General features: G+C 68.7%; 19 protein-coding genes. 6 read left to right on the top strand and 13 right to left on the bottom strand.

Annotated features, from left to right (window positions below):
* Positions 1-559: 559 nt before the first annotated feature.
* The 3 genes from HV783_RS07890 to HV783_RS07880 form a co-directional block, all read right to left on the bottom strand.
* On the bottom strand, positions 560-898 hold the full coding sequence (locus HV783_RS07890) for a P-II family nitrogen regulator (RefSeq protein ID WP_006386376.1): 339 nt from the start codon (positions 896-898) through the stop codon (positions 560-562).
* A 138-nt stretch (positions 899-1,036) separates the two neighbouring features.
* Positions 1,037-3,103, bottom strand: coding sequence for an NAD(+) synthase (locus tag HV783_RS07885; RefSeq protein WP_054504170.1), 2,067 nt, complete (start codon positions 3,101-3,103; stop codon positions 1,037-1,039).
* A gap of 93 nt (positions 3,104-3,196) precedes the next feature.
* Positions 3,197-4,528, bottom strand: coding sequence for a mechanosensitive ion channel family protein (locus HV783_RS07880; protein WP_054504113.1), 1,332 nt, complete (start codon positions 4,526-4,528; stop codon positions 3,197-3,199).
* 261 nt (positions 4,529-4,789) lie between these two features.
* On the opposite strand from HV783_RS07880, the gene argH reads away from it, so the two are divergent.
* Complete coding sequence (gene argH, locus HV783_RS07875) at positions 4,790-6,208, top strand: argininosuccinate lyase (protein WP_006386379.1); 1,419 nt, start codon at positions 4,790-4,792, stop codon at positions 6,206-6,208.
* 177 nt (positions 6,209-6,385) lie between these two features.
* Entirely contained in the window at positions 6,386-8,428 is a 2,043-nt protein-coding gene (locus HV783_RS07870; RefSeq protein WP_175188927.1) for a PEP/pyruvate-binding domain-containing protein, read from the top strand.
* Positions 8,429-8,599: 171 nt separating this feature from the next.
* On the opposite strand, the gene lpdA is transcribed toward HV783_RS07870, so the two are convergent.
* From lpdA to HV783_RS07850, 4 genes are read right to left on the bottom strand one after another with little or no spacing between them, the layout of a single operon-like run.
* Positions 8,600-10,003: a dihydrolipoyl dehydrogenase gene (gene lpdA / locus HV783_RS07865; protein WP_054508127.1), complete on the bottom strand. Its 1,404-nt coding sequence runs from the start codon at positions 10,001-10,003 to the stop codon at positions 8,600-8,602.
* 2 nt (positions 10,004-10,005) lie between these two features.
* The gene (locus HV783_RS07860; protein ID WP_175188926.1) at positions 10,006-11,367 is read right to left on the bottom strand and encodes a dihydrolipoamide acetyltransferase family protein; all 1,362 of its coding nucleotides are present in this window, start codon (positions 11,365-11,367) and stop codon (positions 10,006-10,008) included.
* 1 nt (position 11,368) lies between these two features.
* Positions 11,369-12,412 (bottom strand): alpha-ketoacid dehydrogenase subunit beta, encoded by a 1,044-nt coding sequence (locus HV783_RS07855; RefSeq protein WP_054415994.1) that lies wholly within the window; start codon positions 12,410-12,412, stop codon positions 11,369-11,371.
* Between the two features lie 3 nt (positions 12,413-12,415).
* Positions 12,416-13,648 carry a 3-methyl-2-oxobutanoate dehydrogenase (2-methylpropanoyl-transferring) subunit alpha gene (locus HV783_RS07850; RefSeq protein ID WP_026382699.1) on the bottom strand — a complete coding sequence of 411 codons (1,233 nt, stop codon included), beginning with the start codon at positions 13,646-13,648 and terminating at the stop codon, positions 12,416-12,418.
* A gap of 493 nt (positions 13,649-14,141) precedes the next feature.
* Here HV783_RS07850 and HV783_RS07845 point away from each other — a divergent pair, with 493 nt between their 5' ends.
* Positions 14,142-14,468 carry a hypothetical protein gene (locus HV783_RS07845; RefSeq protein ID WP_054504110.1) on the top strand — a complete coding sequence of 109 codons (327 nt, stop codon included), beginning with the start codon at positions 14,142-14,144 and terminating at the stop codon, positions 14,466-14,468.
* 55 nt (positions 14,469-14,523) lie between these two features.
* Here HV783_RS07845 and HV783_RS07840 read toward each other — a convergent pair whose 3' ends face one another.
* The gene (locus tag HV783_RS07840) at positions 14,524-15,117 is read right to left on the bottom strand and encodes a nitroreductase family protein (protein ID WP_116793315.1); all 594 of its coding nucleotides are present in this window, start codon (positions 15,115-15,117) and stop codon (positions 14,524-14,526) included.
* A gap of 125 nt (positions 15,118-15,242) precedes the next feature.
* Positions 15,243-15,677: a Cd(II)/Pb(II)-responsive transcriptional regulator gene (gene cadR / locus HV783_RS07835; protein ID WP_006386392.1), complete on the bottom strand. Its 435-nt coding sequence runs from the start codon at positions 15,675-15,677 to the stop codon at positions 15,243-15,245.
* A gap of 98 nt (positions 15,678-15,775) precedes the next feature.
* Here cadR and HV783_RS07830 point away from each other — a divergent pair, with 98 nt between their 5' ends.
* The gene (locus HV783_RS07830) at positions 15,776-18,244 is read left to right on the top strand and encodes a heavy metal translocating P-type ATPase (protein ID WP_175188925.1); all 2,469 of its coding nucleotides are present in this window, start codon (positions 15,776-15,778) and stop codon (positions 18,242-18,244) included.
* Between the two features lie 170 nt (positions 18,245-18,414).
* On the opposite strand, the gene speG is transcribed toward HV783_RS07830, so the two are convergent.
* Positions 18,415-18,999, bottom strand: a complete 585-nt coding sequence (speG, locus tag HV783_RS07825) for a spermidine N1-acetyltransferase (protein WP_049074529.1) — start codon at positions 18,997-18,999, stop codon at positions 18,415-18,417.
* Between the two features lie 225 nt (positions 19,000-19,224).
* The gene (locus tag HV783_RS07820) at positions 19,225-20,139 is read right to left on the bottom strand and encodes a LysR family transcriptional regulator (protein WP_175188924.1); all 915 of its coding nucleotides are present in this window, start codon (positions 20,137-20,139) and stop codon (positions 19,225-19,227) included.
* 169 nt (positions 20,140-20,308) lie between these two features.
* On the opposite strand from HV783_RS07820, the gene HV783_RS07815 reads away from it, so the two are divergent.
* Both HV783_RS07815 and HV783_RS07810 read left to right on the top strand, forming a co-directional pair.
* Positions 20,309-21,610, top strand: a complete 1,302-nt coding sequence (locus HV783_RS07815) for an MFS transporter (RefSeq protein ID WP_175188923.1) — start codon at positions 20,309-20,311, stop codon at positions 21,608-21,610.
* A gap of 18 nt (positions 21,611-21,628) precedes the next feature.
* A complete protein-coding gene (locus tag HV783_RS07810; RefSeq protein ID WP_054504105.1) occupies positions 21,629-23,122 on the top strand; it encodes a M81 family metallopeptidase in 1,494 nt (497 codons plus the stop codon).
* Positions 23,123-23,174: 52 nt separating this feature from the next.
* Here the strand turns inward: HV783_RS07810 and HV783_RS07805 are convergent, their stop codons facing one another.
* Complete coding sequence (locus tag HV783_RS07805) at positions 23,175-23,879, bottom strand: riboflavin synthase subunit alpha (protein ID WP_175168135.1); 705 nt, start codon at positions 23,877-23,879, stop codon at positions 23,175-23,177.
* Positions 23,880-23,989: 110 nt separating this feature from the next.
* A complete protein-coding gene (locus HV783_RS07800) occupies positions 23,990-25,423 on the bottom strand; it encodes an aldehyde dehydrogenase family protein (protein WP_054504103.1) in 1,434 nt (477 codons plus the stop codon).
* Positions 25,424-25,490: the final 67 nt, after the last annotated feature.

Raw genomic sequence — 25,490 nt, 5'->3', positions numbered from 1 at the left:
AAAGGCCCGCGTCCACCCGCGGGCCTCACAGATCAAACACGAACGCCAGCAGGCACATCAACGCAGCGAACGAAGCAGCCGCGCGCAAACAAGCAGAAAGGCCCGTGCACCAAAGAAATAGCAGCGCCCCAAAAGCCGCCGTCCTCCCATCCCCTCTCTCTTGCCCCCTGCGCGAAGCGCCCCCCTCCCCACGCCCCGCCACCGCGTATGCCCGGGACGGCCGCCCGCGCGGCCGTCCCGGGCGGGCCCCGCCCCCCCCCCACGCAGGCAGCCGCCGCAGCAGCGCTTCATTTCTCAAAGGTGGGAGCCCGGCGCGCAGGCGCAGCGGGTGCGGGCGCCGTCGATGCGACCGAGGGAATCTGAAGGCAGTCGCCGAAGGCGACAACGAAGATGACGAAGGGGCAGTCCGGAGCGAACGCTCCGGACCGCAATCGTTGGCGCCCGCACCCGCTGCGCCTGCGCGCCGGGCGCCTCAAGAACGCAACCACCCGCCCCAAAAAACTTCGGGGAGACCATAACGATCCCCCCGACAGTCAACCCGAGCAAACCCAGCGCAAATTCAAAGCGCCTCTTCGTCGCTCTCCCCCGTCCGAATCCGGATCGCCTGCTCCACCGGCGTCACGAAGATCTTGCCATCCCCGATCTTGCCGGTACGGGCCGCCTTCACCACCGCCTCGATCGCCGCCTCGACCTGGTCATCCGGCAGCACCACCTCGACGCGGATCTTCGGCAGGAAATCCACCACGTATTCGGCCCCGCGGTAGAGCTCGGTATGCCCTTTCTGGCGCCCGAACCCCTTCACTTCGGTCACGGTCAGCCCGCTGACGCCGACCTCGGCCAGCGCTTCGCGGACTTCGTCGAGCTTGAAGGGTTTGATGATGGCGGTGACTTGTTTCACGTTGGTCGTCCTGATTGTTCGATCTGTTGCGGCGCCCCGGGGTACATATCGGACCAGGGCACAATGATTGAGAGAATACCACCGGCGCCCGGCCCGCCAAGCCCGGCGCCTCGCCTGCCGGGAAAACCCGCAGACCGGTCAGGCCGGCGGCGTCTGGTCGGGAATCCGGTCGGCGTCGCGCATCCACACCGCCGACTCCGAATCGCTCGGCGCGCGCCAGTCGCCGCGCGGCGACAGCGACCCGCCCGAGCCCACCTTGGGCGCGTTCGGCACGCAGGTGCGCTTGAACTGGCTGAGACGGAAGAACCGGTCCAGGAAGATCTTCAGGTTGCGCTTGATCGCCGCCAGGTCGTATTGGTTACGCGCCACGTGGCCGCCTTCCGGCCAGGCGCCGGCATCGCGGTCGCGCCAGGCCGCCAGCGCCAGGAACGCCACCTTGGTCGGCGCGAAACCATAGCGCAAGGTGTAGTACAGGTTGAAATCCTGCAGCTCGTAGGGCCCGATCGTGTCTTCGCTCTTCTGCGTCGGCTTGCCATCATCGCCACCCGGCACCAATTCGGGGCTGACGTCCGTGCCCAGCACGTCCAGCAGCACCGCCGCGCCGGCTTCGCCCAGGCGGCCGGATTCGGCCACCCAGCGCACCAGGTGCGTGATGAGCGTCTTGGGCACGCTGGCGTTGACGCTGTAGTGCGACATGTGATCGCCCACGCCATAGGTGCACCAGCCCAGCGCCAGCTCGCTCAGGTCGCCGGTGCCAATGACAATGGCGTTGTTGAAATTGGCGATGCGGAACAGGTGGTTGGTGCGTTCGCCGGCCTGCACGTTCTCGAAGGTGATGTCGTACACCGGCTGGCCAGCGGCATAGGGATGGCCGAGATCCTTGAGCATCTGCAGGCAACTCGGACGGATGTCGACCTCGGAGGCCGTGCAGCCCACCACCGCCATCAACTGGCGCGCCTGCTGCAGCGTGCGCGTACTGGTGGCGAAACCCGGCATGGTCACGGCCAGGATGTTGGCGCGCGGCAGCCCCAGCGTGTCCATGGCCTGGGCGCAGACCAGCAGCGCGTGGGTCGAATCCAGCCCACCCGAGATGCCGATGACCACCTTGGACATGCCGCTGGCCGAGAGCCGCTGCGCCAGCGCCTGCACCTGAATGTTGTAGACCTCCTTGCAGCGCTCATCGCGGCGCCGGGGGTCGGCCGGCACGTACGGAAAGCGCGCCACGCGCCGCTCCAGCGGCAGCTCGGCGTCCTCCAGCGGCGCCGCGACTGGCACCGGCACCTGGCGGAACTTGCGCACTTCGTCGCGGTGACGGCGCGCCGACTGGCCGAAGGTGGTCTGGTGCATGCGCTCGCGCGACAGGCGCTCCAGGTCGACGTCGGCAAACAGCAGGTGAGATTCGTTCAGGAAGCGCTCGGATTCGCCGAGCAGTTCGCCGTTTTCGTAGATCAGCGCCTGGCCGTCCCAGGCCAGGTCGGTGGACGACTCGCCGCGGCCGGCCGAGGTATACATGTAGGCCGCCAGGCAGCGCGCCGACTGCTGCGCCACCAGTTGGTGGCGGTAGGCCGACTTGCCGACCACGATGTTCGAGGCCGACAGGTTCACCAGCACCGTGGCGCCGGCCAGCGCCGCGAACGAGGACGGCGGGATCGGCACCCAGACGTCTTCGCAGATCTCGACGTGGAACTGGAACAGCGGCAGCTTTTCCATCTGGAACAGCAGCTCGGCGCCGAACGGCACGGTCTGGTCCAGCAGGCGGATCTCGGTGGCGACGGCGCAATCGGCCGCGCTGAACTGGCGCGCTTCGTAGAATTCGCTGTAGTTGGGCAGGAAACTCTTGGGCACCACGCCCAGGATGCGGCCGCCGGCGATGACCACGGCGCAGTTGTACAGTTGGTGCGCCACCCGCAGCGGCGCGCCGACGATGACCGCGATATCCAGCTCGGCCGTGGCCCGCGCCACCTGGTCCAGCGCCGCCTCGCAGGCGTCCAGGAGGGCCTTCTGGTGGAACAGGTCGTCGCAGGTATAGGCGGACAGGCCGAGTTCGGGGAACGCCACCAGCACGGCGCCGCCCTGGGCCGCCTGCTGCGCCAGCGCGATGGTCTGCGCGGCGTTGAAGGCCGGGTCCGCGACCTTGCACTCGGGCACGCCCACGGCGACCCGGGCGAAGCCATGGGAATACAGGTTGAAGAACGGGTTCGACATCGGATCCATCGCCTGGGGCGCCTTGATACGGAACTGCACGAAACGGGCCTGCTGCAGGCCCCGGGAATCCTACCTGGCGATTATCTCACGGCGTCATGCGCCGGACGGCGGCGCCAGGCGCTCCGGATCGGCCCGGTGATGCGCGCCTTCGGCCGCCAGCGCCGCCTGGACGGCGCCCTCGCGCAGGTAGCTGCCCATGGCGCCGATGTCCGCGCCAGACGGCTGCTGGTACAGCCGCAGGCCCAGTTCCGGCAGGATCGCCAGCAGATGGTCGAAGATGTCGCCCTGGATGCGTTCGTACTCGACCCAGGCGGTGACGGCGGTGAAGCAATAGACCTCGACCGGAATGCCATCGGCGGTGGGTTCCATCATGCGCACCATCATCGCCATGTCCTGGCGCACCTCGGGGTTCTGCTTCAGGTAGGCCAGGCCGTAGGCGCGGAAGGTGCCGATATTGGTCAGGCGGCGGCGGTTGGCCGGCACGCTGGCCAGCTCGCCCATGGTCTGGTTGGCCTGGGCGATGTCCTGGGTCTTGACCCGCAGGTAGTCGTGCAGCAGCCGGAAGCGCATCAACTGCTGGGCTTCCTCATCGGTCAGAAAGCGCACGCTGCTGGCGTCGATGCGCAGGGTGCGCTTGATGCGCCGGCCGCCCGACTCGAACATGTGGCGGTAGTTGCGGTAGCTTTCCGAGAACAGCTTATAGGTCGGCACCGTGGTGACGGTGTTGTCCCAGTTCTGCACCTTGACGGTGTGCAGGGCGATGTCCTTGACGAAGCCGTCGGCGTTGGACTGCGGCATCTCGATCCAGTCGCCGATGCGCAGCATGTCGTTGCTGGTGAGCTGGGTGCTGGCCACCAGCGACAGCAGCGTGTCCTTGAACACCAGCAGCAGCACCGCCGACAGCGCACCCAGGCCGGAGATCATCCACAGCGGCGAGCGGTCGATCAGGATCGACAGCACCAACACGGTGCACACCGCCATCAGGATCAGCTTGCTGATCTGGATATAGCCCTTGATCGAGCGGGTCTGCGCCCGGGTGGTGGCCGAATAGGTGTCCTGCCAGGCGCTCAGCACCCCGGAAAACGCCACGAACACGCAGATCCAGGCGCCGGCGTGGGCCAGCCGCCCGACCAGCGTGGCCGCCTTCTCGACGTGCGGGACCAGTTCGATGCCCACCGACACCACCGCGAACGGCACCGCGTACCACAGGTTCTGGTAGGCGCGACGGCGCTGCAGCGCCTTGTCCCAGTCCTCGTGGCCGCTGACCACCAGCAGCCGGTGCGCCAGCAGCAGCACCACCCGCGCGACCACCCACTGGACGAACAACGCCGTCAGGATCAGCACGCCGATGCCGACCAGCGTCTGCGCCCACGGCTGGTGCGGCATATAGGTATCCAGTTCGGTGGCCAGCTGTTCCCATTCCATGGGCATAGGTCGTGTGCTCTCTTTCAGGTGACTAAGTGGGAAGGCGCCGACAGCCGCCGGGGAAAGCCCCGCCGCCTTGGGCGTGCCGCCCCCGGAGGGGCGTGTTTCATCCTGAGGCGGCTCGGCGATGGAAAAACGCCGTGGACCGCCGGATATGACCCTGAATTATCCGACAACTCGCGCCGCCGCGCGTTTCCAGCCGCAACAGCGTCGCGCCGGATTCGTCAGGCGCCCGAGGCAGGCCCTATAATCCCCGCCATCATGGCAAACACTCCCTCCCCCGATCAAAACCAGTTCGCCAACAAGGCGCAGGCCTGGTCCGCCCGGTTCTCGGAACCGGTTTCCGAACTCGTCAAACGCTACACGGCGTCCGTGGACTTCGACAAGCGCCTGGCGCGCGTCGACATCCAGGGTTCGCTGGCGCACGCCGACATGCTGGCGGCCCAGGGCATCATCGGCGCCCAGGACCTGGCCGACATCCAGCGCGGCATGACCCAGATCCTGTCGGAAATCGACGCCGGCAGCTTCCAGTGGCTGCTCGACCTCGAAGACGTGCACCTGAACATCGAGAAGCGCCTGGTCGAGCTGGTCGGCGATGCCGGCAAGCGCCTGCACACCGGCCGTTCGCGCAACGACCAGGTGGCCACCGACATCCGCCTGTGGCTGCGCGGCGAAATCGACACCCTGATCGACCTGCTGCGCCAGTTGCGCCACGCGCTGGCCACGGTGGCGCTGGACAACGCCGCCACCATCATGCCGGGCTTCACCCACCTGCAGGTGGCCCAGCCCGTCACGTTCGGTCACCACCTGCTGGCCTACGCCGAGATGTTCGGCCGCGACGCCGAGCGCCTGGCCGACTGCCGCCGCCGCGTCAACCGCCTGCCGCTGGGCGCCGCCGCCCTGGCCGGCACCTCGTTCCCGATCGACCGCGAACGCGTCGCCAAGACCCTGGGCTTTGACGGCGTCTGCCGCAATTCGCTCGACGCCGTCTCCGACCGCGACTTCGCCATCGAGTTCTGCGCCGCCGGCGCGCTGATCATGACGCACGTCTCGCGCCTGTCCGAAGAACTGGTGCTGTGGATGAGCCCGCGCGTCGGCTTCATCGACCTGGCCGACCGCTTCTGCACCGGCAGCTCGATCATGCCGCAGAAGAAAAACCCCGACGTGCCCGAACTGGCGCGGGGCAAGACCGGCCGCGTCAACGGCAACCTGGTCGCCCTGCTGACCCTGATGAAAGGCCAGCCCCTGGCCTACAACAAGGACAACCAGGAAGACAAGGAAGGCCTGTTCGACACCGTCGACACCGTGCGCGACACGCTGACGATCTTCGCCGACATGGCCGCCGGCATCAAGGTCAAGGCCGACAACATGCGCGCCGCCGCGCTGCAGGGCTTCGCCACCGCGACCGACCTGGCCGACTACCTGGTCAAGCGCGGCGTGCCGTTCCGCGATGCCCACGAAGTGGTGGCCCACGCCGTGCGCGACTGCGAACAGCGCGGCTGCGACCTGGCCGACCTGTCGCTGGACGAACTCAAGGCCTATCACCCGACCATCGGCGACGACGTGCACCAGGTGCTGACGCTGGAAGGCTCGGTCGCCGCGCGCAAGCACGTGGGCGGCACCGCCCCCGAACGCGTGGCCGAGGAAGCCCGCCGCGTGCTGCAGGAAACGGCGGCGTAACACGCCGGCGATTCCCTGGCGGGAAAACAAGCGGCCTCGGATTTCCGGGGCCGTTTTCTTTTGTGGCCACGCTACGCAAATTACCTGTCACGGCGTGTCATTCCTCGTTTCCGATCTCGCACGAGCGGCGGGGAGGGGTTCGCTATGATGGGCGCTTTTCCACTCAGCCCCTCCCCCATGCCAGCCCTGCGCGCGTCCTGGTTTCCGTCGCCCCTGTCCCGTCCGGCCATCCTGACGACCGCCTGCCTGCTGGCGCTTGCCGCCCTCCTCCCCGCCGCCAAGGCGCAGACGGCGCGCAAGCCGTCGCCGTACGAAAACAACGTCATCGAGCCCTTCAGGGCCCCCCGGCCGCTGACCCCCGAGGAGATCGCGGCGCGCAAGGCCGAGGACGCGCGCCGCGGCGGTCCCGCCTTCATGGCCCGGATCGACGACGAAGCCGCGTTCCGCCAGTTGGCGCGCGTCTACAACGCCGGCACGCCGCTGGAAATCCCGCACGTGCTGTTCGTGATCGACCGCCAGCGCGGCAACCGCATCCATTACCTGGACACGCCGCGCTACGGCCTGCACGAGACCTTCGCGCGCGAGCGCCGCCTGCTGCCCGGCAAGGACAAGGCCGCGCTGACCGCGCAATACAAGGATCCCAACCGCCGCCTGCTGTTCGGCACCCTCAGTTGGCAGCGCGACCTGCCCGGCTACACCTATGAATTCTGGGAAGGCGACCGCCTCACCCCCGAACTGCTGAAGCTGGCCGACGAGGTGGTCGCCAAAAGCTTCTATGCCCCGGTCCGCTTCAAGACCAACTCGACGCTGCACGAACAGGCCGCCGCTACCGCCGGCCTGACCTTTGTGACCCAGGAAGCGCTGCTGCGCGAACAGGCGTTTCTGCCGCTGAACCCCGGCAGCGCGCAGGGCCGACTGCGCATCGTCGCCTCGGTCGAGGCCACGCCCGACCTCAAGCGCGACGACATCGTGGTGCTGGACGAAGTGCCGATCGCCATCCCGCCCGTGGCCGGCCTGATCACGCAGCGCCCGTCCACGCTGCTGTCGCACGTCAACCTGCTGGCCAAGGGCTGGGGCATTCCCAACGCCTACGTGCGCGACGCCACCACCGCACTGCGCCAGTACGACGGCCAGTGGGTCACGCTGACTGTCAGCGGCAACGACTACCAGGTGCGGCCCAGCGACAAGCCCGCCAACCAACCGCCGGCCACGCCGCCCAAGCCGCGCGCGCAACTGCCCAAGCCGGACCTGACGGTGCAGGCGCTCAAGCCGCTCGATGCCCTGGCGGTGCGCGACAGCCGCCATTGCGGCGTCAAGGCCGCCAACCTGGGCGCGCTCCGCTCCGCATTGCCGCCGGCCGCCAGCGTGCCGGACGGCTTCTGCATCCCGTTCGCGCAATACGCCGCCTTCATGCAGCGGCTGAACGTGGCGCAACGGGTGGCGGCGCTGGAACAGCGCGCCGACTTCGTGGCCGACGCCGAAGTCCGGCGCAAGGAACTGGCGGCCCTGCGCCAGGACATCATGCAGGCCGCCGTCGACCCGGCGCAGGCCGAATCCTGGCAGGCGCTGTGGCAATCGCGCCTGAAGGGCGCGGGCGTGTTCGTGCGCAGCTCGTCCAATTCCGAGGACCTGCCCGGCTTCAGCGGCGCCGGTCTGTACACCACCGTGCCCAACGTCACCCAGCTTGACGCGCTGGCCAAGGCGGTGCAGACCGTGTGGGCCTCGGTCTACAACTTCGACGCCTACGAGGCGCGGCGCGCGGCGGGCATCCCCCAGGACGCGGTGGTGATGGCCGTGCTGGTGCAATTGGCGGCGCCGTCCGACAGCTCCGGCGTCATGATCACGCGCGACCCGTTCGACGCCAGCCGCCGCTACGTGACCTACATCTCGGCCAAGCGCGGCCTGGGCATCAAGGTGGTGGAAGGCAAGCGCCAGGCCGAGCAGGTGATGTATTCGAGCTGGTCCAAGGCGGTGCAGGTGCTGAGCCGCTCGGCCGAGGACACGCAGTTGGTGGCCGACGCCGGCGGCGGCGTGCGCGAAGTGCCGATCGCGGCGGACGCGCGCCAGGTGCTGAACGACGCGCTGGTGGCGCGGCTGGCCGCCGTGGGCCGGCAGGTCAAGCAGCGCCTGGGCCAGGTCGACCAGGACATCGAATGGGCGGTGGTCGGCGACAGGATCATCATCCTGCAGGCGCGGCCCTACATCGACGCGCGCCGCTAGCGAGCACGAACGCGGGCGTTCCAGGCCTGTTGCCTTGAACGCGTCCGCGCCGCGTGTCCTGCGCGCATCACGGGCAACCCATGCCGTCCGGCAAACGGGCCCGCACAGGAAAAAGCCGCGGCGGCGGGCAGGATGCCCACCACCACGGCTCCGGATACGCCGCGACAGCTTCTAGATGTGCAGCGCGTGCCCCAGCGCCTTGAGCGCGGCTTCCTGCACCGCTTCGCCCAGGGTCGGATGGGCATGGATCGTGCCCGCCACGTCCTCCAGCGTCGCGCCCATTTCGAGCGACTGGCCGAACGCCGTCGACAGTTCCGACACGCCCCGCCCCACCGCCTGCCAGCCCACGATCAGGTGGTTGTCGCGACGGGCCACCACCCGCACGAAACCGTCGGTGGACTCCAGCGTCATGGCGCGGCCGTTGGCGGCGAACGGGAACGACGCCGCCAGGCAGTCCAGCCCGGCCGCTTCGGCCTCGGCCGGCGACAGGCCGGCCACCACGACTTCGGGATCGGTGAAGCACACCGCCGGGATCGCGGCCGGCTGGAAGTGGCGGCGCTTGCCCGCCACCAGCTCAGCCACCATCTCGCCCTGCGCCATGGCGCGGTGCGCCAGCATCGGCTCGCCGGCGAGGTCGCCAATGGCCCAGACGTCGCGCATGGAGGTGCGGCACTGGTCGTCGATGCGCAGTGCGTTGCCCTTGCGGTCAAGCTGCAGATTTTCCAGGCCCCAGCCCTGCGTGCGCGGACGCCGGCCGACGGCGATCAGCACCCGGTCGGCCGGCAGCGCGGTCTCGGCGCCGCTGGCATCCTGGATCCGCACCGCCGTGCCTGCGCCATTCAGCCCCAGCACCTTGCGGCCCAGGTGCAGCTCGACGCCCAGCCTGGCCAGCGCGGCGGCGACGGGCTTGGTGAGTTCCGCGTCGTAGGTCGGCAGGATGCGGTCCTGCGCCTCCACCACGGCCACCTCGGCGCCGAGCTTGCGGTACACGGTGCCCAGCTCCAGGCCGATGTAGCCGCCGCCCACCACCACCAGCTTCTTCGGGATGTCGGCCGGCGACAGCGCCTCGGTCGAGGACACCACCATGCCGCCGAACGGCACCGACGGCAGCGGCGTCGGCTCGGAGCCGGCCGCCAGCAGCAGGTGCTCGCACTGGATGCGCTGGCGGCTGCCGTCGGCGCCCTCGACCTCGACGGTCTTGCCGTCCAGCAGGCTGGCCCAGCCCTGCACCACCTGCACGCCGTTCTTCTTGAGCAGCGCGCCGACGCCGCCGGTCAGCTTGCCGACGATGCCGTCCTTCCAGGCCACGGTGCGGCCAATGTCGATGGCGGGCGCCGACACCGAGATGCCCAGCGCCGACTGGCCGGCGTAATGCCGCGCCTTGTCGAATTCCTCGGCCGCGTGGATCAGCGCCTTGGACGGAATGCAGCCAATGTTCAGGCAGGTGCCGCCCAGCCGGTCGCCCTCGACCAGGATGGTGGGCACGCCCAGTTGCCCGGCGCGGATCGCGGCCACATAGCCGCCAGGCCCGCCGCCGATCACCAGCAGGGTTGTCGTCTTGGTAGTCTGGCTCATGCTTACTCCACGAAAAGCAGCGCGGGTTGTTCCAGCAGCGCGCGCACGGCCTGGATGAAGCGGGCCGCGTCCATGCCGTCGACCACGCGGTGGTCGAACGAGGACGACAGGTTCATCAGCTTGCGCGCCACCACGGCGCCATTGCGGAAGGCGGGCCGCTCGACGATGCGGTTCACGCCCACGATGCCGACCTCGGGATGGTTGATGACCGGCGTGGTGACGATGCCGCCCAGCGGCCCCAGGCTGGTGATGGTGATGGTCGAGCCGGACAGCTCGTCGCGTCCGGCGCTGCCGGCGCGCACCGCCTGCGCCAGCCGGCCGATCTCGGCCGCCATCGACCACAGGTCGCGGGTTTCGGCGTGGCGCATCACCGGCACCATCAGGCCGCCGTCGCTCTGCGTGGCGATGCCGATGTGCACGGCGCCATAGCGCGTCACCTGGCCGGCCTCGTCGTCATAGCGGGCGTTGATCTGCGGGAAGTCGCGCAGCGCGATCACCATGGCGCGCGCCAGCAGCGGCAGCAGCGTCAGCTTGCCGCGCGACTCGCCGAACTTCGCGTTCAGGCTGACGCGCAGGTCCTCGAGCTCGGTGACGTCGATTTCCTCCACGTAGCTGAAATGCGGAATGCGGCGCTTGGACTCGGCCATCTTCTGCGCGATCTTGCGACGCAGGCCGATCACCGGCACCTGCTCTTCGTCGTTGCGCTCGGCGTAGGCCGGGCCGCGCGCGGTCGTGGCCGCGCCCTGCCCTTGCAGGTAGGCGTCCAGGTCCTCGTGCATGACGCGGCCGGCCGGGCCGCTGCCGTGCACGTAGCGCAGCTCGATGCCCAGGTCCCAGGCGCGCTTGCGCACCGCCGGCGAGGCCAGCGGCTTTTCGCCGGGTTGGCGGGCCGCGGCGGGCGCCTGGCGCGCGGCGGCCGGACGGCTGGACGGCGCGGAGGGCGCTTGCGGCGCGGCGGCGGACGATTGCAGCGACGCGGCGATCTGGCCGGCAACGCCGCCGGCCGGGGCCTTGTCGGCCTTGGCCGGCGCCGGTGCGGCGGCCGCCGCGCTTGCCGCCGGAGCCGGCGCGGCAGCCGCCTGCGGTTTCTGCGCCGCCGCCTCGCCCTTGACGTTACCCTCGCCTTCCACTTCCAGGCGGATCAGTTCGCCGCCCACGGCCATGACCTGGCCGACTTCGCCGCCCAGCGCGACCACGCGGCCGACCACGGGCGACGGGATCTCGACCGTGGCCTTGTCGGTCATGACGTCGGCCAGCGGCTGGTCCTCGGCGACCGTGTCGCCCACCTTGACGTGCCAGCCCACCAGTTCGACCTCGGCAATGCCTTCGCCGATGTCGGGCATCTTGATGACATGAATCCCCATCTCACACCTCCATCGCGCGCTTGAACGCTTCGCCGACCCGGCGCGGGCCGGGGAAATACGCCCATTCCTGCGCGTGCGGATAGGGAGTGTCCCAACCGGTCACGCGCTCGACGGGCGCTTCGAGGTGATGGAAGCAGTGTTCTTGCACCAGCGCGATCAGTTCGGCGCCGAAGCCGCAGGTGCGCGTGGCTTCGTGCACCACGACGCAGCGACCGGTCTTCCTGACCGAGTTGACGATGGTCTCCAGGTCCAGCGGCCACAGGCTGCGCAGGTCGATGACCTCGGCGTCGATGCCGGTTTCCTCGGCCGCGGTCAGCGACACGTGCACCGTGGTGCCGTAGGTCAGCACCGTCAGCGCGTTGCCCGGCCGCACGATCGCGGCGGTGTCCAGCGGCACGGTGTAGTAGCCGGTCGGCACCACGCTGCCCGGGCGTCCGGTCCACGGCGTCACGGGACGGTCGTGGTGGCCGTCGAACGGGCCGTTGTACAGGCGCTTGGGTTCCAGGAAGATGACCGGATCGTCGTTTTCGATGGACGCGATCAGCAGGCCCTTGGCGTCGTAGGGGTTGGACGGCATCACCGTGCGCAGCCCGCAGACCTGGGTGAACATGGCCTCGGGGCTCTGGCTGTGCGTCTGGCCGCCGTAGATGCCGCCGCCGCAGGGCATGCGGATGGTCATGGGCGCGATGAATTCGCCCACCGAGCGGTAGCGCAGGCGCGCCGCTTCCGACACGATCTGGTCGGAAGCAGGATAGAAATAGTCGGCGAACTGGATCTCGCACACCGGCCGCAGGCCGTAGGCGCCCATGCCCACCGCCACGCCGACGATGCCGCCTTCGGAGATCGGCGTGTCGAACACGCGCGAGCTGCCGTATTTGGCCTGCAGGCCCTCGGTGCAGCGGAACACGCCGCCGAAATAGCCCACGTCCTGGCCGAACACCACCACGTTGCCGTCACGCTCCAGCATCACATCCATGGCCGAGCGCAAAGCCTGGATCATGGTCATCGGCGCGGACGCCGGACCAACATTGTTATCGATAGCCATGACTCACACTCCGAGCTGCTGACGTTGCCGGCGCAGGTGCTCCGGCATGTCCTTGTAGACGTCTTCAAAGATGCTGGCGGCGCTGGGGACGTGGCCGTCCACCAGGGTGCCGTAGCTTTCCGCTTCCTTCTGCGCCGCCTGGATCTCGGCGTCGAGCTCGGCGCGCACCGCGTCGTGCTCGGCGTCGGACCAGATGCCACGCAGGATCAGGTGCTTCTTGAAGCGCTCGATCGGGTCGCCCAGCGGGAAGTGGCTCCAGTCGTCGCCGGGACGGTACTTGGAGGGATCGTCGGAGGTGGAGTGCGGGCCCGCGCGGTAGGTCACCCATTCGATCAGGGTGGGGCCGAGGTTGCGGCGGGCGCGTTCGGCGGCCCAGCGCGAGGCGGCGTAGACCGCCAGGAAATCGTTGCCGTCCACCCGCAGCGAGGCGATGCCGCAGCCGACGCCGCGGCCGGCGAAGGTGGCGCCCTCGCCCCCGGCGATGGCCTGGAAGGTCGAGATGGCCCACTGGTTGTTGACCACGTTCAGGATCACCGGCGCGCGGTACACGTGGGCAAAGGTCAGCGCGGTGTGGAAGTCCGCCTCGGCGGTGGCGCCGTCGCCGATCCACCCCGACGCGATGCGGGTGTCGCCCTTGATGGCCGAGGCCATGCCCCAGCCCACCGCCTGGATGAACTGCGTGGCCAAGTTGCCCGAGATGGTGAAGAAGCCATTCTCGCGGTCGGAATACATGACCGGCAACTGGCGCCCCTTGAGCGGATCGCGCTCGTTGGACATGAGCTGGCACATCATGGTCACCAGCGACACGTCGCGCGCCAGCAGGATGCTCTGCTGGCGGTAGGTCGGGAAACACATGTCGCCCTGTTCCAGCGCCAGCGCGTGGGCCGAGCCGATGGCCTCTTCGCCCAGGCTCTGCATGTAGAAGGAGATCTTCTTCTTGCGCTGGGCGGTCAGCATGCGGCCATCGAAGATGCGCGTCTTGAGCATGGTGCGCATGCCTCGGCGCAACAGCTCGTCGCTGATCTCCGGCGCCCACGGGCCGACGGCGCGGCCGTCGTCGTCGATGACCCGCACCAGGCTGTAGGCCAGGCTGCCGGTGTCGATCGCGGCGACATCAATGGGGGGTTTGGGCACCTCGCCGGGCGGCGACAGGCGCAGGTAGGAAAAGTCGGTCTTGCAACCCGGACGCCCGGTGGGCTCGGGGACGTGCAACTTCAGCGGCCCGTATTGGCTCATGAATTGTCTCCACGCTTGATCGTGTCATGCGCATTCTTCTTACCAAGACACTGCCCGGGGGGGTGACCTCGGACATTGCCATCGTCGGCCTGTGCAAAGGGATGAACATGCACGGCCGGGAGCCAGAGTAGCACAGGGCGCGGCCCCGAGACAGGGGCCGCGCCGGGCGTGGCTCGCCGCGCGCGGCGGCGCCAATCACCGCGCGAGACGGAGGATTGCAGACCCCTTTCCGCCCGGTATGGCCCGCGGTGGGGCGCCGTGCCGACAGCGCTGCCCCAAGGCCTGGGAGGGCGGAGACGCCGAAGCCATCTTCCCCAAAACGAGGACGGGTTGAACGGCACAGAATGTCAGACGCTTACCCATCTAGCCCAATTGCAGCGGGCTGCCTCGAGCGTGAGCAGACGATGGGGGATGCCGCCACGCCGGTCACGCGCACCGGCTCCGGCAGGGTTGACCTCTATACTCGCCGCTTCCGATTCCCCTGGAAACCGACGTGCCTCGATTGACTGCCTCGAAAGGGTTCAGCTGGACCGGCATCGTGTTTGCCGCGCTTTACCTCGCCATCGTCATCCTCTGCATCGCCGGCGCACTGTCCGCCGACGGCGACGACAAGGGCCGCTTCGTGCTGCTGCAATTGCCATTGGCCTTGCAGCTTGCGCTGCTGCACGAACTGAACCTGGACCGGCTGCTCGGTGAGCTGTCCTGGGTCGGCGGCTACCTGCTGATCGGGCTGCCGACGCTGGCCCTCTTCTATGCCGTGGGCTGGGGCCTGGAGAAACTCGTGCGCGCGGCCTTCCGGCCCATCGCGTCGCAACGGTAAGCGACGCACGCAAAAAAACCGGCCAGCAGCCGGTTTTTTTGCGCCACGACGCGCCTCAGACCGGACCGGTCCACTCGGTGACGAACTCGCGGTAGTCCGGACGGTTGGCCGGCGGCACCGCGCACGCCGGCGTGCCGATCGCGAGGAAGCCGAGGAAGCGGTAGTCGAGCGAATCCAGGCCCAGCGCCGCCTGCACGTCTTCGACGTAGGTGCCGATGCCGGTGCTCCAGAACGCGCCATAGCCCAGCATGTGGGCGGCGTTCAGGATGTTCATGGTGGCGCAGCCGGTGGCCAGCAGTTGCTCGGCCTCGGGGATCTTGGTGTTGTCGTGGGCGATCTTCTGCGCCACGGCGACGAACAGCGGCACGCCCGCCATCCACTCGCGCACCGACTTTTCCTTTTCCGGCGTCATGCGCGGATCTCCGCTGCGCTTGACGGCTTCCAGCGCCACGTCGGCCAGCTTGCCGATGGCCTCGCCCTGGATCACCACGAAACGCCACGGGCGCAGCGCGCCGTGGTCGGGGGCCGACATGGCGGCCTGCAGGATCTGTTCGAGCTCGGCGGGTTTGGGCGCCGGACCCCGCAGGAACTTCACGGAACGGCGCGAGGTGATGGCATGCAGGGGCGTGGCGGTGGCGGTCTGGGTCATGGAGTCAGGCACAGGTAACAGGATTCTGGCGGTTTCCCAAATGGGAAAGAGAAGGGTTCTCATATTACGCCATGGCCGCGCGGGGGACGGCTATCCCCCTGCCCGGCGCATGGCGACTGGCGGATTCAACCGAGGTGGGTATGGCGTTCCTGGCGTTCCTCGACCTGCATTTCCGACAGGCCGTGCAGGATGCCGCAGTCTTCCGCGTCGGGCCGCGCCGACAGGCAGCGCTGGCGGAGATCGGTCAATTGCGTCTTCAACTGGGTCAGCTCGGCGATGCGCTCGTCCACGTGGGAGATGTGCTCATCGAACAGTTCATTAATGGGGCCACATCCTGCCTGGTGATTGTCGGCCAGCGACAGGATGGCGCGGATCTCGTCCTGCGTCATGTCCAGCGCGCGGCAGTTGCGGATCAGCCGCAGGCGCTCCAGGTGGGGCTGGCCGTAGCTGCGGTAGTTGTTCAGTCCCCGTTCCGGGGCGGGCAGCAGCCCTTCCTTTTCGTAATACCTGACGGTTTCGACCGTGGTGCCGGCCGCCGTGGCCAATTCGCCGATACGCATCATGCCTCCCGGACGCATCCGATGGATTAAAGGGGGTTGACCCTATAGTAACTCCAAGGTGTGGAATACGGTCAATGGCTTACGAAAAGGCAACGCGAATGTCTTGCGCAACGAACAAACATACCGATCCCACCGCTTCCGGACGACCGGACGCCTGCTGCGGCGCCAAGACCCCGGCTGCGTCCGGCGGGCATGACCACGCCGGCGCATGCTGCGGCCCCGCGCAAGGCAAGGCCGCCTCGGCCGCCGGCCATCGCCACGAAGGCGCCGGCCATGATCACGATCACGGCCACGATCACGATCACAATCACAGCCACGACCACGACCGCGATCACGGCCATGCCCATGCGCGGACGCATGACCACGGCGCCTCGGCCTGCTGCGGCCACGATGCCGGCAACATCCAGATGTCCGCCGGCGGCGCGGCCGTGCTGCAGGCCGGCCCGGGCCAGTTGCTGGCGCGCCTGCGCATCGGCCAGATGGACTGCCCGACCGAGGAAACGCTGATCCGCAAGAAGCTCGACAGCGTCGACGGCGTGCACGCGCTGGACTTCAACCTGATGCAGCGCATCCTGACGGTGGTGCACGCCGAGGGCGCGCTGGACCGCATCACCGCGGCCATCAAGTCGCTGGGGATGACGCCCGAACCGCTGGCCGACGACGCGCCGCGCACGCCGGCCCCGGCCGCCGCGCGCGTGAACTGGTGGGCCATCGGCGGCGCCGGCGTGCTTGCCGCGCTGTCCGAAGCCTCGCACTTCGCCGGCATGCACTGGGGCGTCACCGCCGCGCTGGCGGTCGCCGCCATCCTGGCCTGCGGCATCAGCACCTACCGCAAGGGCTGGATCGCCGTGCGCAATGGCAACCTCAACATCAACGCGCTCATGAGCATCGCCGTCACCGGCGCGGTGCTGATCGGCCAGTGGCCGGAAGCGGCCATGGTGATGTTCCTGTTCAATGTGGCTGAACTGATCGAGGCCCGTTCGCTCGACCGCGCCCGCAACGCCATCCGCGGCCTGCTGGACCTGGCGCCCGAAACCGCCACCGTGCGCCAGGCCGACGGCGGCTGGCAATCGGTGCCGGCGGCGCAACTGCAGATCGACGACGTGGTGCGGGTGCGACCGGGCGAACGCATCGCCGCCGACGGCCTCATCGTCAGCGGCCGCTCGGCGGTGGACCAGTCCCCCATCACGGGCGAAAGCCTGCCGGTGGAAAAGGCCGAGGGCGATCAGGTGTATGCGGCCACCGTCAACGCGGCCGGCTCGTTCGACTACCGCGTCACCGCGGCGGCGGGCAACACCACGCTGGCGCGCATCATCCATGCGGTCGAACAGGCCCAGGGCGCGCGCGCGCCGACCCAGCGCTTCATCGACCGTTTCTCGCGCATCTACACGCCTGCCGTGGTGGGCGTGGCGGTGCTGGTGGCGGTGCTGCCGCCGCTGCTGTGGGCGCAGCCCTGGTTCGACGCGATCTATCGCGCCCTGGCGCTGCTGATCATCGCCTGCCCCTGCGCCCTGGTGATCTCCACGCCGGTCAGCATCGTCAGCGGCCTGACGGCGGCCTCGCGCCGCGGCATCCTGGTCAAGGGCGGCGTGTACCTGGAGGAAGGCCGCAACCTGAAGTGGCTGGCGCTGGACAAGACCGGCACGCTGACCCATGGCAAGCCGGTGCAGACCGACCTGCAGGACTGGGACGTCTCCGACCTGACGCGCCAACCCGCGGCGCGGATTGCCGCCAGCCTGGCGGCGCGCTCGGACCACCCGGTGTCGCTGGCCGTGGCCAACGCCGCGCGCGACGCCGGCCAGGCCCTGCTGGACGTGGACGACTTCACCGCCCTGCCCGGCCGTGGCGTCAGCGGCAAGGTGGACGGCGTGCTGTTCCAGTTGGGCAACCGCCGCCTGATGCGCGAGCTGGGCGTGTCGGACGAAAAACTGGAAGCCCGTTTCGACGAACTGGAACAGCAGGGCAAGAGCGCCATCGCGCTCAGCGATGGCCAGCGCGTGCTGGCGCTGGCGGCGGTGGCCGACACGGTCAAGCCCACCAGCGCGGCCGCCATCGCCGACCTGCACGCGCTGGGCGTGCGCACCCTGATGCTGACGGGCGACAACACGCCCACGGCGCAAGCCATCGCGCGCCAGGTCGGCATCGACGAAGCGCGCGGCGATCAACTGCCGGAAGACAAGCTGGCCGCCATCGAAAGCAAGCTGGCGCCCGCCGGCAAGGTCGGCATGGTCGGCGACGGCATCAACGACGCCCCGGCCCTGGCCCGCGCCGATATCGGCTTCGCCATGGGCGCGGCCGGCACCGGCACCGCCATCGAAACGGCCGACGTGGCGCTGATGGACGACGACCTGCGCAAGATCGGCACCTTCCTGCGCCTGTCGCGCGCCACCCACCGCGTGCTGGTGCAGAACATCGCGCTGGCGCTCGGCATCAAGGTGGTGTTCCTGGCGCTGGCGATGACCGGCAACGCCACGCTGTGGATGGCGGTGTTCGCCGACGTCGGCGCCAGCCTGCTGGTGGTGGCCAACGGCTTGCGGCTGCTGCGGGCCGCCCCGGCGGCGAACTGAAGCGCCGCCCTGATGCAAAACGCCCCGGCAGGAATCTCCTGCCGGGGCGTTTTTCCACATCGGCGCGGCGTCGCGCTTTCGCGCCGTTCGATCGTTCTAGGCGCACTGCGCGGGAAGGCGGCCTCGGCCGCCTCGATCATGCGGGGATGCAACGCCGATCGCGCCGCGCGTCAGCCGGTCTGCTCTTCCTGCGGCCAGTCGCGCAGCACCGGCGCGTCCGGCGCTCCCGGGCCGACTTCGCGCAGGTGATCGTGCTGCAGCAGCGCCATGCGGTAGGCGTCGCGGTAGGCGCCGTTGGAAAAGAACTCTTCCTTGAGCAGCCCTTCGATCTGGAAGCCGCAGCGCTCGTAGATGTGCACGGCGGCGCGGTTGTCCTTGTCCACCACCAGGTAGACCTTGTGCAGGTTCAGCACGCGGAAGGCGTAGCCCACCGCGATGCGGGTGGCGGCCTTGGCGTAGCCGCGCCCCTGGTAGCTGGGCGCGATGATGATCTGGAATTCGGCGCGGCGGTGGATGTAGTCGATTTCCACCAGTTCCACCAGGCCGGCCGGCTGACCGGTGTCGTGCTCGATGATGAAGCGCCGCTCGTTCTGGTCATGCAAGTGGCGGTCATAGAGGGCGACCAGTTCGTCGTAGGCCTCGTAGGGCTCTTCGAACCAATAACGCATGATGACGTCGTTATTGTTGATCTTGTGCACGAAGTGCAGGTCGCCGCGCTCCAGGGGGCGTATTTTGATATCGGATATTACCGACATAGAAACCTCCGAAAGTGCTGCCATTGTAGCTGACACCACCCCGAAAAGCCCATTACATGGCGATTTCACTAGAAGAATGGCTTGCTTATTGACCTACAGCAGAAAAATGGCTGAAAAAGCGCATGAATACTGGAACTTTCAATATTCACGCGCCACCATCCGTAACGAAATCCACCCGCAGCCCGGGCCGGGCATTGCCCCCTGCCCTTGGCACACATGCCGCCATTACGGCGCCGCGAATGCCGGCAGGCGCTGTTCGATGCGCCGCACCACCTCGTTGGCGGCCGATGACAGCGGCCGCCCCAGACGCAGCAGCATCTGGCACTCGGGCGCGCTCAGGATCGGATGCGCGATCGGCAGCGCCACCAGTTCGCCGCTGGCCAATTCGTGGTGCACGCCCAGGTTCGGCATCAGCGTCACCCCGGCGCCGCTGATCGCGTACTGCTTGAGCACGCGCAGCGAATTGGTGGTCAGGCTCGGCGTCAGGTGGATGCGTTCCGTGAATTCCAGCAGGTCGACCGCCTGGCGCAAGCCATACGGCGCGGACATCAGCGCGAATGGATACGGCAGGATGTCGGCGATGGCGAGCGGCGCGCGGCGCCGCGCCAGCGCATGGCCGGGCACCGCCAGCAGGCAGACCGGATGCTTGCGGCTGGCGCGGCAGCGCAGCCGCGGATCGACCGGCGGGTTGTAGGCCAGGCCGATGTGCGCGGCATCCGTGGCCACCGCCTCGACCACCTCGTTGACCGAGCCGACGTTGACGCTGACGTTGATGCGCGGGTGTTCGATGCAGAACGGCCCCACCACGTGCTCCATCAGACTGTCGATGAAGCCCTCGCTGATCATCAGATGGACGTTGCCGCGCCGCATGCCGCGCAGTTCCTGCAGGCGCGTGTTCAGGTGTTCCTGCTGGGCGCGACAGGCGCGGTGGTATTCCAGCAGCATGTCGGCGGCCTCGGTCGGCGTCAGTCCGCGCGCGCGGCGCTCGAACAGCGCCACACCCAGTTCCTTTTCCAGCAACTGGATCTGGCGACTGATGACCGAGGGCGCGGTGCCGAGCTTGTCGGCCGCGCCGCGGATCGAGCCACAGGCCACGACCTCGTTGAAGTACTTCAGCCGCGTCTGGCTGATTTCCGCCATGGTTTCCCCTTTTGTTTTCCGTTGCTCTGAAGGCAACGACAATTTATCACCCAGGTCATTGTTTCGAACACAGTGTGCTCGCAATATGGACGCCGCGCGGACCCGCCCGGGCCCCGCCGCCATCCCACCCACCGCGGCGGGCGCAGACCCGCCCGCGAGGAGACACGCAATGCCCCATCAGGCCACGCCAGGCGCCGATCCGCGCCTGGGTCCGCTATACCGCAAGATCACCTGGCGGCTGCTGCCGTTCCTGCTGCTCTGTTATGTGTTCGCCTACCTGGACCGCATCAACATCGGCTTCGCCAAGCTGCAGATGCAGCAGGACATCGGCATCTCGGATGCCGTCTACGGCCTGGGCGCCGGCATCTTCTTTCTCGGCTACGTGATGTTCGAGGTGCCCAGCAACCTGCTGCTGACGCGCATCGGCGCGCGCCGCACCATCAGCCGCATCATGGTGCTGTGGGGCCTGACCTCGGCCTCCATGCTGTTCGTGCAGGGCGAATGGAGCTTCTACGTCCTGCGCTTCATGCTGGGCGTGTTCGAGGCCGGCTTCGCCCCCGGCATGATCTTCTACCTGACCTACTGGTACTCGCAGTCACGCATGGCCGGCGTCATGGCGGTGGTGATGCTGGCCGGCCCGATCGGCGGCATCGTCGGCGGCCCGGTCTCCGCCTGGATCATGACGGCCTTCTCCGGCGCGCATGGGCTGGATGGCTGGCAATGGATGTTCCTCCTGGAAGGCCTGCCCTGTGTGCTGCTGGGCGTCATCGCCTTCCGCTACCTGGACGACAAGCCGGCCGAGGCGCGCTGGCTCAGCGTCGAGGAGAAGGCGCTGCTGGCCGCCGACCTGGACAGCCGCGGCGCGCACAAGAAGCACGCCTTCGCCCAGGTACTGCGCGACCCGGCCATCTACGGCATGGCGCTGACCTACTTCTGTCTGATCTGCGGCATCTACGCCGTCAGCTTCTGGCTGCCGACGCTGCTCAAGCTGGCCGGGGTGCAGGACACCATGCAGATCGGCCTGTACTCGGCGATCCTGTACGTGGCCGCGGCGGTCTTCATGCTGGGGTTCGCGCGCAGTTCCGACCGCCTGCGCGAACGCCGCTGGCACACGCTGGTGCCGGCGCTGCTGGCCGGCGTGGCGCTGTGCATCGCCACCGCGGCGCCGACGCAATTCGCGCTATCCCTGACGGCCATCACGCTGGCCACCGGCTTCATGTGGGCCGCCTACACGGTATTCTGGGCGATTCCGTCGCAGTACCTGCAAGGGGAAGCCGCGGCGGGCGGCATCGCGCTGATCAACAGCATCGGCCTGCTGGGCGGCTTTCTCAGCCCGTCCATCATCGGCTGGGTCAAGGAATCCACCGGCAGCCTGGCTGGCGGCCTGTACGCGATCTCCGCCCTGCTGGTGGCCGGCGCCCTGCTGCTGCTGGTGAACCGTCCTCCCCAATCCGCGCCCGCGCGCGCCTGACGCTCAAAGGAATCGATCATGCACATTCTGGTGGCTGGCTTCCAGCACGAGACCAATACCTTCGCGCCGTCCAAGGCGGCCTATGAGAACTTCGTGCGCGGCGAGGGCTTTCCCGCCATGGTGCGCGGCGAGGACATGCTGGCGCTGCGCGAGGTCAACATCCCCGCCGGCGGCTTCATCAACGCCGCGCTGGCGCAGGGCCACACCGTGCGCACGGTGATCTGGGCCGGCGCCAGCCCGTCGGCCCACGTCACCCGCGACGCCTACGAACGCATCGCCGGCGAGATCGTCGAGGCGGCGCGCGCCGGCGGCTTCGACGCCATCTACCTGGACCTGCACGGCGCCATGGTGGCCGAGCATCTGGACGACGGCGAAGGCGAACTGCTGGCGCGGGTGCGCGCCCTGGTCGGTCCCGGCGTGCCGGTGGTCGGCAGCCTGGACCTGCACGCCAACGTCACCGCGCGGATGCTGCGCGAGGCCGACGGCCTGGCCGCCTTCCGCACCTACCCGCACGTGGACATGGCGGTGACCGGCGAGCACGCCGCGCGCCTGCTGGCCGCGCGCGTCGCTGCCGGCGACAAGTGGGTGCGCGCCGAACGCCGGCTGCCGTTCCTGATCCCCATCAACGGCATGTGCACGATGCTGCAGCCGTCACAGGGCGTGTACGAAGAACTGGAACGCCTGGAGCGGACGCCGGGCGTGGCCTCGATCTCGTTCGCGCCGGGCTTTCCCGCGGCCGACTTTCCCGAATGCGGCCCGGTGGTGTGGGCCTACGGCACCGACGCCGACGCGGTCGAACGCGTGACCGAGGCGCTGTACCAGCGCGTGCTGGAACTGGAACCGCAATGGTCGCCCGACTTCCTGGCGCCGGCCGACGCCGTCAAGCGGGCCCAGGCGCTGGCGGCGGGCGCGTCGCGCCCCGTGGTCATCGCCGACACCCAGGACAATCCGGGCGCGGGTGGCGACGCCAACACCACCGGCATGCTGCGCGCGCTGGTCGAGGCCGACGCGCAGAACGCCGCGCTGGGCCTGTTCTACGATCCCGAGGCCGTGCGCCAGGCGACCGCCGCCGGCATCGGCAGCAAGGTGAAGCTGCGCCTGGGCGGCCAGTCCGGCGTGGCCGGCGACGCGCCGTTCGAGGGCGAATTCGTGGTCGAGACGCTGTCGCCGGGCAAGCTGCGCTTCGATGGCCCGATGATGAACGGCATGGACGTGGACCTGGAGGCCGTGGCCGGGCTGCGCCTGGGCGGCGTGCGCGTGGTGGTCAGCGCCACCAAGTCGCAGATGCTGGACCGCAACCTGTTCCGCGTCGGCGGCGTGCAGCCCGAGGAGATGGCGATCCTGGTGGTGAAAAGCTCGGTGCACTTCCGCGCCGACTTCCAGCCCATCGCGCATGAGGTGCTGGTGGCCAAGGCCCCGGGCCCGATGCAGGCCGATCCCGCCGACCTGCCCTGGACCCGGCTGCAACCGGGCATCCGCATCAAGCCGATGGGGCCGGCATTCGCGGCTTGAATTCGCGGCCTGGTCTTGAACGGAACGCGGATGGAACGCGGACGGCCGCGTCCTACTTGAGCTTGCCCTGCGGGCTGACGAAATCTTCCAGCGTCAGCCCTTTTTCCTTGAGAATGGCTTCCAGCAGCGGCTGCAGCTTGCCCAGGCTTTCCTGGACCGTCTCGCGCACGGTGTCCACCACCACCTGGGTGCTGCGCTCGATCTCGATGTTGACGTGGTCGCCCACCTGCTTGTCCTCGAACACCGTCATGCGGCGGGTCTCGGGGATCAGCCAGACTTCGAACCAGCCTTCGGCGCGGTTGACCTCGGACACGGTCAGGCTGGCGCCGTTGATGGCGATGTAGCCCTTGGGGAACACGTACTTGCGAAAGGCCTCGGGGATACTGAAGCGCATCAGGCGATTGGTGTCCGAGGACTTCACCATCACCACTTCCGAGGTGAAATCGACGTGGCCGGAGAGCGGATGCCCGCCGATCTCGGCGCCATCCTTGGCGGCGCGCTCGACGTTGGCGCGGTCGCCTTCCTGGTAGCTGCCCAGCGTGGTGATGGCCAGGCTTTGCAGCATGACATCGAAGGTGGCCTGGTTGGCGTCGAGGATTTCGGTGACCGTCAGGCAGACGCCGTCGGTGGAGACGCTGGCGCCGACCGTCAGGTCCTTGCAGAAGCCGTCGGGAAACGCCAGCGTAAACGTGCGCAGGCCTTCGCGGTCCGCGATTTTCGCGATCTTCGCGGTGCCTTGGACAATACCGGTGAACATGCTGATCCTGGATATGGGGCGTGGCGCCCCTGGCAAAACATCAAAGGTAACCGATATTTTGCCACCGGGCGCCCGCCCCTGTCGGGGCGGCACGCCCGGCCGCCGCCGGATCAGTGGCGGATGGCGATGGTCTTCAGGGTGGTGAAGCCGTACAGCGCCTCGAAGCCCTTTTCACGGCCGTAGCCCGACTGGCGCGAACCGCCGAACGGCAGCTCGACGCCGCCGCCGGCGCCGTAGTTGTTGACGAACACCTGGCCGGCGCGCAGCTTGCGCGCCAGGCGCAACTGGCGGCCGCCGTCGCGGGTCCAGACGCCGGCCACCAGGCCGTAGAGCGTGCCGTTGGCGATTTCCAGCGCTTCCTCCTCGGTGTCGAACACCATGGCGGCCAGCACCGGGCCGAACACTTCTTCCTGCGCCAGCCGGCTCTTGGGCGGCACGTCGCGGAACAGCACCGGCGGCTGGTAGAAGCCGCTGTCGGGCGCGCCGTCCTTGAGCTTGCCGCGCGCGGCGACCTTCAGGCCCTCGGCTTCGGCCTCGGCCAGGAAGCCGCGCACGCGGTCGTGCTGGCGGGCGCTGATCAGCGGGCCGACGTCCAGGTCCTGCGCGGCCGGGCCGGTGACGGTGGCCGAGAACGCCTCGCCCAGGCGCGCCAGCACTTTCTCGTAGACGCCGCGCTGGATCAGCACGCGGCTGCCGGCCGAGCAGGTCTGGCCGGCGTTCTGGATGATGGCGGCCAGCAGCACCGGCATGGCGGCGTCCAGGTCGGCGTCATCGAACACGATCTGCGGCGACTTGCCGCCCAGTTCCAGCGTCACCGGCACGTGGTTCTCGGCGGCGGCGTGCGCCACCATCTTGCCGGTCTGCGGCGAGCCGGTGAACGAGATGTGGTCGATGCCCGGGTGCGCCGACAAGGCGGCGCCGGCCTCGTGGCCGTAGCCGGTGCAGATGTTCAGCGCGCCGGCTGGCAGGCCCACCTCGGCGGCGATCTCGGCCACCTTGAGCAGCGACAGGCAGGCGTCCTCGGCCGGCTTGACCACGCAGGCGTTGCCCGCGGCCAGCGCCGCGCCGACGCTGCGGCCGAAGATCTGCAGCGGATAGTTCCACGGCACGATGTGGCCGGTCACGCCATGCGCTTCGCGCACGGTCAGCACGGTGAAGCCCGGGGTATAGGGAATGGTCTCGCCGTGCAGCTTGTCGACCGCGCCGGCATAGAACTCGAAATAGCGCGCCACGGCGGCCGCGTCGGCGCGGGCCTGCTTGATCGGCTTGCCGGCGTCGGCCGATTCCAGTTGTGCCAGTTCTTCCTGGCGATCGAGCAAGGCGAAGGCGATGCGCATCAGCAGGCGGCTGCGGGCGGCCGGAGCCATCTGGCCCCACTCGCCCTCGAAGGCCGCGCGCGCGGCGACCACGGCGCGGTCCACATCCGCCTCGCCCGAGCGGGCGATGGCATCGAACGCCTTGCCATCGGAAGGGTTCAGCACGGGGATGGTTTCGCCGCTGGCGGCGGGCACCCATTGGTTGGCGATAAAGTTCTTCTGAGTCACGGTGTGCGGAGTAAAGTAGCGGCCGTTGGCCGATTGCGGAACGCGCGGATGCGGGGGTCTCCTGGCG

This window comes from Achromobacter dolens, from assembly GCF_902859745.1.
Classification (GTDB): Bacteria; Pseudomonadota; Gammaproteobacteria; order Burkholderiales; family Burkholderiaceae_B; genus Achromobacter; species Achromobacter dolens.
The sequence above is the reverse complement of the archived record's forward strand: the minus strand, read 5'-3'. Positions and strand labels throughout refer to the sequence as shown.